The 14,153-nt window shown below is 62.3% G+C and carries 14 protein-coding genes; 10 read left to right on the top strand and 4 right to left on the bottom strand.

Going from position 1 to position 14,153, the window contains the following annotated elements; all coding sequences use genetic code 11:
- Nucleotides 1-90: 90 nt before the first annotated feature.
- The 3 genes from N8A90_RS21360 to N8A90_RS21350 all read left to right on the top strand — a co-directional run bounded on the left by N8A90_RS21360 (nucleotide 91) and on the right by N8A90_RS21350 (nucleotide 3,638).
- The gene (locus N8A90_RS21360) at nucleotides 91-1,752 is read left to right on the top strand and encodes an L-lactate permease (protein ID WP_262077146.1); all 1,662 of its coding nucleotides are present in this window, start codon (nucleotides 91-93) and stop codon (nucleotides 1,750-1,752) included.
- On the top strand, nucleotides 1,749-2,900 hold the full coding sequence (locus tag N8A90_RS21355; protein WP_262077144.1) for an alpha-hydroxy acid oxidase: 1,152 nt from the start codon (nucleotides 1,749-1,751) through the stop codon (nucleotides 2,898-2,900). The genes N8A90_RS21360 and N8A90_RS21355 overlap by 4 nt, the downstream gene beginning before the upstream one ends.
- A 501-nt stretch (nucleotides 2,901-3,401) precedes the next feature.
- Nucleotides 3,402-3,638 carry a hypothetical protein gene (locus tag N8A90_RS21350; protein WP_262077142.1) on the top strand — a complete coding sequence of 79 codons (237 nt, stop codon included), beginning with the start codon at nucleotides 3,402-3,404 and terminating at the stop codon, nucleotides 3,636-3,638.
- A gap of 383 nt (nucleotides 3,639-4,021) precedes the next feature.
- Here N8A90_RS21350 and N8A90_RS21345 read toward each other — a convergent pair whose 3' ends face one another.
- Nucleotides 4,022-4,354: a DMT family transporter gene (locus tag N8A90_RS21345; RefSeq protein WP_262077140.1), complete on the bottom strand. Its 333-nt coding sequence runs from the start codon at nucleotides 4,352-4,354 to the stop codon at nucleotides 4,022-4,024.
- A 357-nt stretch (nucleotides 4,355-4,711) separates the two neighbouring features.
- Here N8A90_RS21345 and N8A90_RS21340 point away from each other — a divergent pair, with 357 nt between their 5' ends.
- A complete protein-coding gene (locus N8A90_RS21340; RefSeq protein ID WP_262077138.1) occupies nucleotides 4,712-5,338 on the top strand; it encodes a LysE family translocator in 627 nt (208 codons plus the stop codon).
- A 264-nt stretch (nucleotides 5,339-5,602) separates the two neighbouring features.
- Here the strand turns inward: N8A90_RS21340 and gstA are convergent, their stop codons facing one another.
- Nucleotides 5,603-6,232, bottom strand: a complete 630-nt coding sequence (gene gstA, locus N8A90_RS21335; protein ID WP_262077133.1) for a glutathione transferase GstA — start codon at nucleotides 6,230-6,232, stop codon at nucleotides 5,603-5,605.
- A 140-nt stretch (nucleotides 6,233-6,372) separates the two neighbouring features.
- Between gstA and N8A90_RS21330 the strand changes: the two genes are divergently transcribed.
- A complete protein-coding gene (locus N8A90_RS21330) occupies nucleotides 6,373-6,696 on the top strand; it encodes a winged helix-turn-helix transcriptional regulator (RefSeq protein ID WP_262077131.1) in 324 nt (107 codons plus the stop codon).
- 660 nt (nucleotides 6,697-7,356) lie between these two features.
- Here the strand turns inward: N8A90_RS21330 and N8A90_RS21325 are convergent.
- Both N8A90_RS21325 and N8A90_RS21320 read right to left on the bottom strand, forming a co-directional pair.
- Entirely contained in the window at nucleotides 7,357-8,550 is a 1,194-nt protein-coding gene (locus tag N8A90_RS21325) for an MFS transporter (RefSeq protein WP_262077128.1), read from the bottom strand.
- On the bottom strand, nucleotides 8,543-9,700 hold the full coding sequence (locus N8A90_RS21320) for a serine hydrolase domain-containing protein (RefSeq protein ID WP_262077126.1): 1,158 nt from the start codon (nucleotides 9,698-9,700) through the stop codon (nucleotides 8,543-8,545). Before N8A90_RS21320 ends, N8A90_RS21325 begins: the two co-directional genes overlap by 8 nt.
- Nucleotides 9,701-9,813: 113 nt before the next feature.
- Here N8A90_RS21320 and N8A90_RS21315 point away from each other — a divergent pair, with 113 nt between their 5' ends.
- The 5 genes from N8A90_RS21315 (at nucleotide 9,814) to N8A90_RS21295 (ending at nucleotide 14,080) form a co-directional block, all read left to right on the top strand.
- Entirely contained in the window at nucleotides 9,814-10,719 is a 906-nt protein-coding gene (locus N8A90_RS21315) for a LysR family transcriptional regulator (RefSeq protein ID WP_262077323.1), read from the top strand.
- A gap of 515 nt (nucleotides 10,720-11,234) precedes the next feature.
- Nucleotides 11,235-11,639, top strand: coding sequence for a VOC family protein (locus N8A90_RS21310; protein WP_262077124.1), 405 nt, complete (start codon nucleotides 11,235-11,237; stop codon nucleotides 11,637-11,639).
- Nucleotides 11,640-11,794: 155 nt separating this feature from the next.
- Nucleotides 11,795-12,154 carry a GNAT family N-acetyltransferase gene (locus N8A90_RS21305; RefSeq protein WP_262077122.1) on the top strand — a complete coding sequence of 120 codons (360 nt, stop codon included), beginning with the start codon at nucleotides 11,795-11,797 and terminating at the stop codon, nucleotides 12,152-12,154.
- Between the two features lie 95 nt (nucleotides 12,155-12,249).
- Nucleotides 12,250-13,035 carry a nucleotidyltransferase family protein gene (locus N8A90_RS21300; RefSeq protein ID WP_262077120.1) on the top strand — a complete coding sequence of 262 codons (786 nt, stop codon included), beginning with the start codon at nucleotides 12,250-12,252 and terminating at the stop codon, nucleotides 13,033-13,035.
- 754 nt (nucleotides 13,036-13,789) lie between these two features.
- A complete protein-coding gene (locus N8A90_RS21295) occupies nucleotides 13,790-14,080 on the top strand; it encodes a hypothetical protein (protein ID WP_262077118.1) in 291 nt (96 codons plus the stop codon).
- Nucleotides 14,081-14,153: the final 73 nt, after the last annotated feature.

Below are 14,153 nucleotides of genomic sequence, written 5' to 3'. Positions count from 1 at the left end.
TAATTCCCGCCGACCGGGGAGCCGATTTCTTCACACGCAGCGCCTTCGACGGCGTGTGCTGTCTTTTCAACGACCGATCCGGAGAACCCCATGCCCTGGCAGCAAATCTACGACCCCTTCGGCAACATGATCATCTCGACCGCGCTGGCGGCGATTCCGGTGGTGGTGATGCTGGCCGCACTCGGCTTCTTCCATATCAAGGCCCACGTGGCCGCCGGCATGGGCCTGATCGCCGCGGTCATCGTGGCAGTCTTCGCCTACGGCATGCCGGCAGAAATGGCCGGGCGCGCGGCGCTCTTCGGCGGCTTCACCGGCCTGCTGCCGATCGGCTGGATCGTGCTGAACATCATCTTCCTGCACCAGCTGACCGAGCAGAACGGCAGCTTCAAGGTGCTGCAGGATTCGCTCTCGGGCATCACCGAGGACCGGCGCATCCAGCTGCTGCTGATCGCCTTCTGCTTCGGCGCCTTCTTCGAGGGTGCGGCCGGCTTCGGCACGCCGGTGGCCGTGACCGCCGCCATCCTGATCGGCCTGGGCTTCTCGCCGCTGGCGGCCTCGGGGCTCTCGCTGATCGCCAACACGGCGCCGGTGGCCTTCGGCGCGCTGGGCACGCCGGTGATCACGCTGGCCAAGGTGCACGGCTACGACCTGATGGAGGTCACCGCGATGATCGGCCGTCAGCTGCCCTTCTTCTCGCTGCTGGTGCCCTTCTGGCTCATCTGGGCCTTCGCCGGGCGCAAGGGCATGATGGAAATCTGGCCGGCCATTCTGGTGGCGGGTCTGTCCTTCGCCATTCCGCAGTACCTGGTGTCGAACTTCATCGGGCCGGAGCTGGTGGACATCATCGCGGCCATCGTCTCGATGGCCTGCCTGGTCGCCTTCCTGCGCGTGTGGAAGCCCAGGACCATCTGGACCTCGGCCTCGCTGCGCGGCAAGGACATCAGCGCCCACGAAGCCAAGCCGCCGCAGCCGCTGACGCAGCACAGCCGTGCCGACCTGGTGCGCGCCTGGATGCCCTGGGTCATCCTGTCGGTGTTCGTCTTCATCTGGGGCCTGCCGCAGGTCAAGACCTGGCTCAACGGCCTGTTCGCGCCGGCCTTCCCGATGGGCGGCCTGCACAACCTGGTCGAGAAGATGCCGCCGGTCGTGCCCCAGCCGACGAAGGAAGGCGCCGTCTACACGCTCAACCTCCTGTCCGCGACCGGCACCGCGATCCTGCTGTCGGCCGTGGTGAGCGCGATCTTCATGAAGTACAACCCGGTCGCCATCGTGCGGACCTTCTTCAAGACGATCTGGCTGGTGAAGTATTCGCTGCTGACCATCGTGCTGATGCTCGCGCTGGGCACGCTCACCCGCTACTCGGGCACCGACACCACGCTGGGCCTGGCCTTCGCCAACACCGGCGTGTTCTATCCCTTCTTCGGCACGCTGATGGGCTGGCTCGGCGTGGCGCTGACCGGCTCGGACACCGCGTCGAACGTGCTCTTCGGCGGCATGCAGAAGGTGGCGGCCGATCAGCTGGGCCTGTCGCCCAACCTCATGGGCGCGGCCAACAGCTCGGGCGGCGTGATGGGCAAGATGATCGATGCGCAGTCGATTGTCGTCGCCTCCACCGCCACGCGCTGGTTCAACCACGAAGGCGATATCCTCCGTTACGTCTTCTTCCACTCCATCGCGCTGGCCTGCCTGGTCGGCCTCTACGTCACCATGCAAGCCTACGTCTGGCCCTTCACCCTGATGGTCGTCAAATGACCGTGATCACGACCATCGAAGACCTGCGCGTGCTCGCCGAAAAGCGCGTGCCGCGCATGTTCTACGACTACGCCGATTCGGGTTCGTGGACCGAGAGCACCTACCGCGCCAACAGCGACGACTTCAAGAAGATCAAGCTGCGCCAGCGCGTGGCCGTGAACATGGAAGGCCGCTCGCTCGCCACCACGATGGTCGGCCAAGCGGTGAAGATGCCGGTGGCCATCGCGCCGGTGGGCCTGACCGGCATGCAGCACGCCGACGGCGAGATCCACGCCGCGCGCGCGGCCGAGAAGTTCGGCATCCCGTTCACGCTCTCGACCATGAGCATCTGCTCGATCGAGGACATCGCGGCCAACACCACGGCGCCCTTCTGGTTCCAACTCTACATGATGCGCGACCGCGAATCGATGGCCCGCATGATCGAGCGTGCCCGCGTCGCCAAGTGCAGCGCGCTGGTGCTCACGCTCGACCTGCAGGTGATCGGCCAGCGCCACAAGGACCTGAAGAACGGCCTGACCGCGCCGCCGCGGCCGACGCTGCGCAACATGATCAACCTCGCCACCAAGCCCGGCTGGTGCCTGGGCATGCTGGGCACCAGGCGTCGCACCTTCGGCAACCTGGTGGGCCACGTGAAGGGCGTGAGCGACATGAAGTCGCTCTCGGCCTGGACCAACGAGCAGTTCGACCCGACGCTGTCATGGGCCGATATCGCCTGGGTCAAGCAGCAATGGGGCGGCAAGCTGATCCTCAAGGGGATCATGGTCGCCGAAGACGCGCAACTGGCCGTCGATGTCGGCGCCGATGCGATCGTCGTGAGCAACCACGGCGGCCGCCAACTCGACGGCGCACCCTCGAGCATCGAGGCGCTGCCGCCGATCGTCGAGGCGGTCGGCGACAAGCTCGAAGTGTGGATGGACGGCGGCATCCGCAGCGGCCAGGACGTGCTCAAGGCCTGGGCCCTCGGCGCCCGCGGCACCATGATCGGCCGCGCGATGGCCTACGGCCTGGGCGCGATGGGTGAAGCCGGCGTGACCAAGGCGCTGCAGCTCATCCACAAGGAGCTGGATGTGACGATGGCCTTCTGCGGGCACACGGACATCCGGAATGTGGACAAGCGGATTCTGTTGCCGGGCACGTTTCCGGTCTGACTGTTTCCGTTTGCTGCGTTTGCTGCGCTCAGAGCGCTGGAGTTTTTTAGCCGTGCTCGAAAGGCGCGTCAAAACGCGCCGGATCGAGGCGCAAAGCGCAGCCATAGCTCGGGCTATGGCGAGCATTTGCAACGACGAGCCGGGGTGTTTTGGCGTGCAAGGCGAGCATGGACAAAAGACTCTCAGCCTCTCAGGGTTGAACGTGCTTGCGAAGGTCGTAGCGGGCGCATGCCGGCGGAGTGCACTGCTTCGTTCGTGTCCTCCGGCCTGCGGCCTCCTCCTTGACCTCACTGCGCAGTACAACCCCACCGGCATGCGCCTGGTAGCAACTGGTAGATCGCGCTGCGCGGCCACAACCTGCTTTGTTCCGCACCCTCAAGTCGTCAACGACGCGATAAAGTCAAAGGCTATCAGCCATGGTGGTTGCTGCCGCTATCGGCCAGCACCAGACATCCGACGCCTTGGACCATAGCGTCAAGAAATAGCTTAGAAATACGAAAAATGATGGATTGGGTCCCTATAGCCTTCGTCGCGTTCAAGCTTCTCGTGTTCGGCACGGGCATGTTCTTCGCCATCAAGTGGCATTATGAGCAAGGGAAGAAGGGGAAGGAGAAGCAGAGCGCGGTGCTACGCGCGGGCGGCAAGGTAGCCGCAGTCTTCGTGCTATCGCTCCTGGGCCTCTCGCTCTTCACCCTCGGCCTTAGCAGGATGCTCGGTTTGGACTTGACCTTTCCATGATGGCAAAGATTGATGGCGGCCACAGCGCAAAACCTCCGGCGAATGGCGAAGTGGCTAATGCCATCTGAGGTAGATACGGAAATGAAGACGGCGTGAGGTGAGCCTGCAAGGCTGCCACGTTCCCGAATCCCCAACTCGACTACGAATCCTGTGAGATCGCCAGTGCAGGCAAGATTCAAGGCGCGTTTTTCAACACAATCGGCCAAGCGCGGACATACAGAGTTATGGCCGGGATGATCTGCCTGAACCGCTGCAGTGCGAAATGGTCCGAAACGATGGTGGCTTGCGCCGCCCTGAAGCAGCGCATCCAGTGGACGCCCAAATCGTGCATGGACCGCGGTTTCGAACTCCGAAGAAGTCATCCGCCTGACTCGCGAGCAGAACTACCGCCAATCAAGGTTCAAGCAGATCACCCCGGCCACAACGAAGGCAAGGCCGATCAGCCGTGTCGAATGGAAAGACTCGCCGAACCACAGCATGCCCACCACCGCCGTGAGTGCGGTGCCAACCCCGGCCCACACCGCATAGGCCAGGCCGACTTCCAGATGCCGCACGGACAACGACATCAACCAGATCGCCAGCGCATACAGCGACCCAACAGCCAGTGACGGCCACAGGCGGGTGAAGCCATCGGCATAGCGCAAGGCGATGATGCCGACCACTTCGGCGGCGATGCTGGCTGCAAGCAGCAGCCAGGCGAGTGCGTGGTAACGCATGGGAACCCCTGCCTGGGACCCTGCGCTGTACCGGGCAGGATCGGGACGAAACAGAAGCGGTACCCCGAACGCGCAAATTGTAGAAAGAGGTCGTGACGGTTCAGCTATCGAGGGGGCGCTATGCCTGTCGCTCGGCCCCTGCCAGGTAGCCCATCAGCACCTCGACGATATCAAAGGCGTGTTCGCCGGACGCTTACGCCCGGCCGGCATCGTCGACGATGCCATGCACCTCACCTCAACGCGTCAGACCACAGTAGCATTCTCTCAACAGGCCGCCTTCGGCCATAACCGGTCCTTCTGCCGAGGCAGTCTTTCGCTTGGCCGTCAAGCTACGGCAGTTCGTACATACCTTCAACCATGACGCTCTCCACCTACCTCCTCTACGTTGCAGCCGTCGCGTTGCTCATCGCAACGCCTGGACCCACGATGCTGATGTGCATGACCAATGCGCTGAACCACGGCCCGCGTCGGGCGATGACCTCCGTGGCCGGCTCGGTGAGCGCCGTACTGGTGGTGATGGTGCTGTCCGCGATGGGCCTGGGCGCGCTGCTGGCCGCATCGGAGACGGCCTTCACGACTGCCAAGCTGATTGGCGCAGCCTACCTGGTCTGGCTGGGCATCAAGACCTTTCGCAGCGATGCGTCGGCATTGGCGGTCGATGGCGACGCCGCCGGAAGACCGCGTCGCTCGTTCTATCTGCAGGGTCTGCTGGTCGGCGCAAGCAACCCTAAGGCCGTGCTGTTCTTCGCGGCGTTCTTCCCGCAGTTCTTGAACCCGGCCGCGCCGATGGCACCCCAGTTCACCATTCTCGCGTTGACCTTCATGGCCTTTGAGTTCACGGTGCTCACCACCTGCGCGCTCAGCGTGTCGCGCCTAGCGCCTCTGCTGCGCCAAAGCGGCCCGGTACGCTGGGTCAATCGCATCTGCGGCGGCCTGTTCACGCTGATGGGTGGGCTACTGCTGTTCACGCGGCGGAGCGCGTGATGCAACCCGGGAATGAATTTTCGTTCGCAGACAAATGAGCATGGCACAGACCCCATCCGACTGACCGCTTCGGAGCGAAGGCGTACAGCCGCTTGGGGCCCGAAGCGCCCGGTAGCCGACAGGCTACAGTCTGCCAAGAGCGGAACTTCGGGCCCCGCCGCCAATAATTCAGCTTCGATTGTTTGGTCGAGCGGCCTTGGCATTGCACCGCATGCCGTCAGATTTCAAAGAACGTCTACAGTGGTTCCGGCCTGGCTTGGAAGGCTACTTGAGCCCTTCAGTGTCGAGCGCTTTGCGGACGGCCGGTCGCTCGCGCATGCGGACATACCAAGCTTCGAGATTGCGCAGACCATCGAAATGGATGTCGGCCTTGTAGACGGATTGCAACCACGGTGCCTGGGCCCATCCAGTCAGCGCGTACAGGTAGGCGTCGGCCACAGTCAACGTGTCTCCCATGAGGTAGTCGCGGCCAGCCAGTTGTTCGTCAATCCAGGCATAGCGTCTCTCCAACTTCGGCTTGACGGCTTCGACGTATTTGCCGGCAAGCACCGAGTACAGCAGCGGGATGAAGCCTTTGTGGACCTCGGAGGTCAGGAAGCTCAACCACTCTTGAAGGCGATAGCGTTCGAGGGTGCCGTTCTTCGGTGCAAGGCCTGATTCCGGCTTCAAGTCGGCCAAATATTGCACGATGGCAGGGCCTTCGCGCAGTGCCGTGCCGTCGTCGAGTTCCAGAAGAGGGACATAGCCGAACGGACTGATTTCGTGGAAGTCGCGGCCGTCCTCGGTGCGGTGAGTCTTGTAGTCCACCTCGACCAAGGTGACGTCCAGGCCGAGTTCATTGAGGACGATGTGGGGCGAAAGTGAGCAGGCCCCGGGTATGTAGTACAGCTTCATGCAGGTTCATTCCAATGTGAGAGGCGCCGGAAGCGCGCCGTGGGGCCATGCTATGGCGCAGGCATAAGATTGGAAGAAGGCAATAAAACTGCACGTAGGTTAAAAAAGTATACCGACTGCCTTTTTCTGAAAGAAGTGCTATGAAAGCGAACGTGACGGGTTGCTCGGTGGAGGAAGCCATGCGCCTCTTGGGCGGCAGGTGGCGGCTACTCCTCGTGTCCTATCTCGTCGACGGGCCCAAGCGCTTCAGTGAGTTGCGCCGAGACGTTCCCGGAATTTCGCAGCGCTCGCTCACCCTCGACCTCCGCGCGCTCGAGGAGGCGGGTTTGGTGAAGCGCACCGTGCATCCCAGCGCGCCTGTGAGGGTCGAATATGCGCTGACGGCCGATGGCGAGCGCTTGAAGCCAGTCGTGACGGTGATGATGGACTTCGGGCTTTGGCTGAAGCAAAAGGCGCAGGCTTGAGTTCATCGGATTCTCGTTCGCCCAGATATCCAAGCGGGGGTTAGGAACTACGATGAAGGGCTGCCTGGCGGATGGGCAGCGACGGCTGCGGGCAGTCCACTGCCGTCGTGGAGGGCAGGAAGCGGCCAGAACCGGACGTTCGCCTGTGCGGCAGAATTCGTCCATGCGCGGTTGCTCGACCGTGCGGCACAAACAGGCAAAGCTCACCGTAGCGGCACTCATCAGGAGGAAATGATGTCATTGCTAAGACGCCTTCGAGGCGAGCCCAAGACGAACCTGCGGCTCCTCGGTCAAACCCTGACGTTCTATCGTCAAGGGTCCCAGCTTGGACTATTCGTCGGCCTCGTGACGTTTGCTGTTTTCAACTTGCCGTGGCATCTCATTCCCGCCGCCGGCCAGCCGCTTCAACTTCTGACGTCAGGCGTCGGTTTCTACTTTGCTGCCACGGTGATGGCATCACGAGCACCATCCGATATGGGTGCGACTGACGCAGCTGCGCGCTGGCTCTGAGGACCGTGTTCGGCCATGACCGGACCTTCCTGAAACGCGTCTAAATTCAAGAAATGAAAGCGCGAAGTGGACTTGTACTGACCACCATTGATTCAGTTCAGTGCAAGCGCAGAGCGACCAGATTCGGAGCCTGCATTAAAGGCGAGTTTCTCAGTTGAAGCCGTGTACCCGCGCTTTCAACGCGACGAGGAAACCCAGTGCCACCAGAGCGACCACCGCCCACGCAAACGCCTGCGCCCCCCATATTTGCAAAAGCAAAGCGCCCACAAGTCCTCCTCCGGCTATGCCGAGATTCCACGCCGTCACAATCATGGATTGCGCGACATCGGCCAACTCGCCCGCAGTGCGCGCAGATGCTGTCTGAAATAGCGTCGCGGTGCCGCCGAAGGCCATGCCCCAGACCATCACGCCGGCCAGCATCGCAGCGGGAACCGACCCGAGCATGCCGAGCACACATGCAGCGACGCCGAACGCACTGATGCTCGCCAGCGTCAACGGTCTCAACCATCGGTCCACTAGCATGCCAACCGCACAGATGCCTGCGAGTGCGGCGAGGCCGAAGACGAGCAAAGTGGTGTCCACCCGTTGCGGAGCCTGCAGGGCGTCAAGCCATGGCGAGATATAGGTGTAGAGGATGTTGTGCGCCAACACGAACAGCAAAGTGACCACTAGGACTGACCTGAGCCCAGGCAGCATCAGCGCCTTGGAAATCCGCATCCGAGCGCCGGCCGCTTGACCCGGGAAGTCCGGTACCTTGAGGCGCACCCATGCCAGCAGCAAGACCGACAGCACCGACATGATGGCAAACGCAATGCGCCAACCGACCAGGTTGCCTAGCAGCGTTCCGGCCGGGATGCCGAGGGAAAGCGCCAGCGGCGTGCCCACCATCGCTACCGCGATGGCCTTGCCCTGCAGTGCCTTGGGCACCATACGACTGGCATGGCCGGCCATCAAGGCCCAGAGCAGGCCCGCGAACACGCCTGCGCCAAAGCGGGCAAGCAAGGTCAGGATGTAAGAGCTCGACAACGCCGTCACCAGGTTGACCACCGAAAACCCGCCGATGACCAGGAGCAGCAGGGGCCGTCGACGCCATGAACGTGTCGCAGCGGTCAGCGGAATGGCGGCGACCAGGGAGCCTATGGCGTAAAGCGTGACCAATTGTCCGGCCATGCCTTCAGACACCCCGAGGTCGGCACTGATTTTCGGCAGCAGACCGGCAGGCAAAGCTTCGGTCAGGATGGTGATGAAACCGGCCGTGGCCAGCGCCAGCAGGCCTGACCACGGGAAGGGGCCCTGCGCAATGCCCGTCGGCGCATCGGAGGACGGCAAAAGGGCTTCACGCATAGACGGCATCTCGTAGTTGGGCGACAAAGCTGCCAGACATGCCTTCGTACAACGTGTTGGTGAAGGCCACCACGCTCAGGCAACGGACCGTGTCGACGAACCAGGAGTGACCATAGGCCCCACCCCAGCGCCAGGTTCCTGGCGATTCCGGCGACCCCGCCGCGACCGGGTTGTGTAGCACCGAAAACCCCAACCCGAAGCCATATCCCGGTCCGTCGGGCGGTCCCCAGGGGCCCGTCTGGCTGCGCCCCATCTCTGCGACAGTGCCCGCAGACAGCAAGGGCGCCCCTCCTTGCCGCAAGGTTTCGAGCAAGTGCAGAAAGTCGCTGGCGGTGCCGACCATGCCTGCGCCGCCGGAGGAAAAGGCCGAAGGGTCTAGCGCTCGGTCCAGGTCGAATTGAATGCCCACCAGACCATCGAACGGCGTGGCCGTCTCGCGAACGTCCATCCGGCGTGGCCGAGGTCTGGAGGAGACGTACGCCATGGCCAGTCGCTCAGGCCGGTTGGCGTGGAAGCCAGTGTTTCGCAGCCCGAGCGGCGCAGTGACCAGCTCATCGACCGCAACCGCCAACGACTGTTCACACACTGCTTCGATGACGCCCCCGAGCACATCGATGCCGAGCGAATAACCCCAGGCGGTTCCCGGCGTGTACAGCAAGGGCACTGTGGCGAGCCGACGCAGGTTCTCCGCCAGGCTGATGCCGACCCTGTCCATGCCGTCGGAAACGCCTGCGCGAGCATAGGGCCCGTTGACGTCCGTCTCTAGAAAGCGGTAGCCGAGCCCGGCAGTGTGGGTCATGAGTTGGCGCACGGTGATGTGCGCCACTTGGCCATTCGGCAAGGGTGGACGGAATTCGGGCAACCAGCGATGCACTGCGTCATCTAGGCCGAGCCGTCCCTGCTCCACCAGGACCATCGCCGCGGTTGTCACAATGGGTTTGGACACTGACGCCAGCCGAAACAACGCGTCCTGTTGCATGGGCAGTCCGGCTTCGCGGTCGGAAAAGCCGGCGGCCCGCGCGTAGGCCAGTTCGCCGTGCTGCGCGACGAGCACGACGGCCCCGACAAGGCGTTCCTCGGCAAGCGCCAGGTCGATGGCCGCATCGAGCTGTGGGCGGGACAACGGGTGGTGAGTCGGTGAATTCGGCATGGGAAGTCTTGTGTCAAGAAAGACTTCGACCATAGGGACGTCCTTATTCCGGAAAAAGCTGGCTACATTTCCTTTTTCTAAGGAGATGAATGTCCGCAATGACCATCCTGATGCTGGACAGCTTGGGCGACCTCACCGTGGTTGTGCAGGTCGCCGAGACCCGAAGCTTCGCGGAGACCGGTCGGCTGACGGGGGTGTCGGCATCCGCCGTGGGCAAGCGCATGGCCCGGCTTGAAGAGCGGCTCGGCGTGCGCCTTTTTCATCGCAGCACCCGCAGCATCACCATGACCGCCGAAGGCAGCATGTTCCTGGCTCGGTGCCGGCGGGTGTTGGCCGAGATTCAGGACGCGGAGCTGGAACTCTCGCAAGCGGCGCAGGCGCCGCGTGGCCGACTGAAGGTGAGTCTGCCGCTGGTCGGCTCCCTGTTCCTGCCGTTGATGGCGGATTTCATGCAAGCCCACCCGGACATCGATTTGCACTTGGACCTGACGGACCGCGTGGTGAATGTCATCGAGGAAGGCTTCGATGCGGTGCTTCGCACGGGAGAGCCAAGTGACTCCGGCCTGTCGTCGCGGCGACTGGGTACTTTTCCGATGCTCCTTGTGGCCTCGCCGGAATACCTGGCACGCCAAGGCGTTCCGCACCGTCCAGCGGACCTTGCAGGTCACGCGTGCCTGCACTATTGCTTTACGAACACCGGAAAGCTGGAAACGTGGCCGCTGCGGTGGGCCGCCGATGAACCAGAAATCACACTGCCGACCTCGATGGTCTGCAACACCATAGAGGCGCGGGTCTGTTTTGCCGAGCGCGGGCTCGGCATCGCCTGCCTGCCGGAATTCGCGGCGCGTGATGGCTTGGCCAAGGGTAGCCTTCGTCGGGTGCTTGAAGAACACACCGAAGTCAGGTTGACGACGTTTCGCATTCTGTGGCCTTCGGGAAGGTTTCCTTCGCCGAAACTGCGGGCGTTTATTGACTTCCTCGCCGAGCAAGTGTTTGTCGAATCGCCGGTTGTCGAATAGCAGCAGCCGTCTTGGCGCCATGGCCAACTTCAGCGGCGCACTGCCAGAGACTGTCGCCCGCACTCGGGTTCCCACAGGTAGATGGAAACAACGTCAGCCGCGACCCGAGAGAGTTCGTCTGCGCCGCCCCTCACAACAGGCACGATGATGTTGCGGGAAACCTGCGCGATGCGGACGCACGCGCGTTTGAATTTCTCTATCCGACGGGAGGAGCGACAGCGCGCCCCAAAGGCAGAATGCGGCCGGAAGTCGACTTTCGCCTACCTCCAACTCGTGGTCGACGGAAGTCGACCAGATGGGCAAAGAAAAACCCGCCGGAGCGGGTTAAGTGCAGCCCATGAGGGAGGAGGAGAAGAACGGGCTGCCGGAAACCAGTCCGGTGCCGCGAAACTTAGGGGGAACTTAAGGGCCCAATATCGGGTGCAACCAGCAGGTGACCGTGCCCGGTCCTGCTGGCAGGATGCTGCCACCACCGGACGGTGGAAGCTGTTTTCCAAGTTGCCTGAGGAGCCAACGTGTTTTCCCATGTCTTTGTCGGCGTCATCGATTTCGAGCGCGCCTTTCGCTTCTACGGCGCATTGATGGACAGCCTCGACGTTGAGTTGCGCTTCTGCGAGCGCGAGAAACCATGGGCTGGCTGGCACAGCGCAGGCGAGACGCGCCCCTTCTTCATCATCTGCAAGCCCTATGACGGACAGCCGCATCACCCTGGAAACGGGCAAATGGTCGCCTTCGCGGCGGCCTCAAGGGAGGCCGTCCGAGCGTCATACCAAACTGCGTTGGACCATGGCGGAACCTGTGAGGGCCCGCCAGGCCTTCGCCCCCATTACCACGACAACTACTACGGCGCGTACTTTCGCGACTCGGACGGGAACAAGCTGTGCGTCGCGTGTCATGCTCCGACGGTCGACGGTGCATGAGGTCGCCGCCGCTTCGTGTGGTCGGAAGAACACGGCCAAAAGCAGACGTTCGCGACCACCACTCCTTCATGAGAACCTTGTCCCCAGAAATTCGGCCAGCCTCTGCCACAGACGTGAGCGCAATGTTCAAAGTCAGGGCATCGGTTGGAGAAAACATGATGACTCCGGACGAGCTTTTAGCGATAGGCGTCACGCCGGAAGCCATCGCCCTGGCTGTTAGTAGCGCACCTTGCGCGTGGGTCGCGACCATCGATGAGGAAGTCGTTGGCTTCGCGATGGTCGACTTGGACAGCGCGTGCCTGTTTGCCTTGTTCGTGTTGCCCGAACAAGAGGGTTGCGGGATTGGCACGCGCCTGACCCGGACTTGTGAATGCGCATTGTTCGAGCGGCACCCTGCGGCGTGGCTCGAAACCGCCAGCGGGAGCCGCGCCGCGCGGCTCTATCGGCATCTCGGATGGGGTAGCGAGGTCGAGATTGGTGGCGGAGACATTCGACTGAAGAAACAGCGACCATGACCGCTTCGGGCCGAGAAGGTTCCAGACACGAGCGGCTACAGTCGGCCGGAGGTCGACGTTCAAAGCATGACGTTCACCCACCCCAAGAGAAAAAGTTGGCCGAAACAATAGGCGTCGACGCGAACGGCTATATCCGCACGATTGCGCACGCCCCTCTCCAGGCGGCCTTTCTCACGGTGGTCGATGACCTTCGCAGCATGCTCATTGGCTCTCTTGTGCACCGAGTCGACAGCGCCTACCTTTATGGGAGCGTGGCGCGCGGCGACGCGGTACCGGGGCGTTCGGACCTGGACGTTGTGCTAGTGCTCGCTGGAAAACCGGCCTTGCAAGAGGACCTGGACATCGAAGCCGCACGGCGGGCGCTGGAAAGCCGCCATCCCGAAGTTTTGAAGGTCGACTTCGACGTGGGCTTTCTCGAAGAAGTGCAGGCCCCAGAAAACCTGCACCGCTGGGGCTTCTGGCTCAAGCACCATTGCCGATGCATCCACGGCCACGACCTGGCCCGTGACCTCGCCCCCTTCCGTCCATCCAGGAAAATTGCGCGCGCAGTCAACGGCGACTTCTCCGACGTGCTGGATGGGTACGCGCGACGCATCGGAACTGAGTCCGACGCCGCCGCCATCGCCCGATTCGCGAGAGAAGCCTCCAGAAAGCTGATTCGTGCGACCAACATGCTCCGGCCTGTCGCATCCACCTCTTGGCCGGAATCGCTCGAAGACCACATTGCTCTGTTTGTAGAAACGTATCCGCAGATGGCGCAGCAAGCAGCGTTCTTCCACTCGTTCGCCGCGCCACCAGGAAACGAACCGCCGCAGGTAGTTACCACTGACTTCATCGACCGCGTGCGAGCCTTCTCGGCCTGGATGCAGCAAGAGCTGTGACGAGGCGTCATCGCCACACGTCTGCTCTCCGCGCGCGATTTGTGCTCGAGCTCGTCTCGGCTGTCGGGTCTGGGTATGCGAGAGCACCGCTGCGAGAACCCAGGTTTGAGGAGGCGCCTCACGACGGGCGCGACCGCCTCGTAGGACTCGGTCGGCTCGGGGGCCGACAACAACCTCGAGCCCTTCTTTCCTACGCCCTCACGCCGTTGCATGGCGAGGATGGCTGCTTCTTCGGACCGCTGCTTCGCGGCTCGCAATCCTTTGGTATGTGCTTGAGCGCCTTGCGCTCGGCATCGGTCTGCGAGTCCTCCATTCGGGCGAACTCTTGGCGAGCTTCTCCCGCCGCTTGACGTTTTGGTCCTCGGATGTTTCGCCAGTCGGACCTGCCAACCGAAGGCGGCCTTGGCCCTTGCGCCTCGCCCTGGCAATAGCGCCGCCATGCCGAGGCCCCATGCCCAGCACCCCGTGACGTCAAAACTCTCTTCTTCAAACCCCTTGACTTGAACTTGACTTCAACTTCTATAGTACTTCTAACGCATCACACCGAACCAAGAAGGAGTCGTCAGGCGCGTGGTCTTAGCATTCGATGCGCTGCTGGAGCGCTCCGCATGATCACCGCGTTCAGAAGTAGCCACCTGCGGTATGGACGCATGATCAGATGTTGCGTTGAAATCGCTAACAATCGACAGAAAATACATTTCGTCTGCGCGCCCGCCGCTAGGAGTCTTTGTCCATAAATGAATTGAATGTCTTCGTGAGCGTTGGTGGAACTGCCACTGAACAGCAAGAGACATTTATTCGGGAAGTTGAAGAGCGGCTTCGAAGCGAAGGGCTCGTTCCGCATACCGTGGGAAGGAACACCTTTAGCTCTGACTCGCCGCTGAAGACAGTGACTGAACTTCTCGACAAGTGTTCTGGCACGGTTGTCATCGCGCTAGAGCGCACCTTTTTCGCATCCGGCATCGAGAAGCGTGGTGGTCCCAAGGAGTTGTTGCTCTCGGACATCAGATTGCCTACGCCGTGGAACCAGATCGAAGCAGCCTGAATCGCCCCGGTTTTTGAGGAGGCTCAACACTCTGAGAGGATTGAGCCATGAGCAAGTCGAACAAGTTCTCACC

It is taken from the genome of Variovorax sp. N23, from assembly GCF_025486315.1.
Lineage (GTDB): Bacteria > Pseudomonadota > Gammaproteobacteria > Burkholderiales > Burkholderiaceae_C > Variovorax.
Note: the sequence above shows the minus strand (reverse complement) of the source record. Positions and strands in the feature narration are given on the sequence as shown.

Excerpts from the sequence above, each read along its gene's own strand:
- N8A90_RS21360 (WP_262077146.1), top strand. The coding sequence starts at position 91 with ATGCCCTGGCAGCAAATCTACGACCCCTTCGGCAACATGATCATCTCG.
- N8A90_RS21355 (WP_262077144.1), top strand. The coding sequence starts at position 1,749 with ATGACCGTGATCACGACCATCGAAGACCTGCGCGTGCTCGCCGAAAAG.
- N8A90_RS21350 (WP_262077142.1), top strand. The coding sequence starts at position 3,402 with ATGATGGATTGGGTCCCTATAGCCTTCGTCGCGTTCAAGCTTCTCGTG.
- N8A90_RS21345 (WP_262077140.1), bottom strand. The coding sequence starts at position 4,354 with ATGCGTTACCACGCACTCGCCTGGCTGCTGCTTGCAGCCAGCATCGCC.
- N8A90_RS21340 (WP_262077138.1), top strand. The coding sequence starts at position 4,712 with ATGACGCTCTCCACCTACCTCCTCTACGTTGCAGCCGTCGCGTTGCTC.
- gstA (WP_262077133.1), bottom strand. The coding sequence starts at position 6,232 with ATGAAGCTGTACTACATACCCGGGGCCTGCTCACTTTCGCCCCACATC.
- N8A90_RS21330 (WP_262077131.1), top strand. The coding sequence starts at position 6,373 with ATGAAAGCGAACGTGACGGGTTGCTCGGTGGAGGAAGCCATGCGCCTC.
- N8A90_RS21325 (WP_262077128.1), bottom strand. The coding sequence starts at position 8,550 with ATGCGTGAAGCCCTTTTGCCGTCCTCCGATGCGCCGACGGGCATTGCG.
- N8A90_RS21320 (WP_262077126.1), bottom strand. The coding sequence starts at position 9,700 with ATGCCGAATTCACCGACTCACCACCCGTTGTCCCGCCCACAGCTCGAT.
- N8A90_RS21305 (WP_262077122.1), top strand. The coding sequence starts at position 11,795 with ATGATGACTCCGGACGAGCTTTTAGCGATAGGCGTCACGCCGGAAGCC.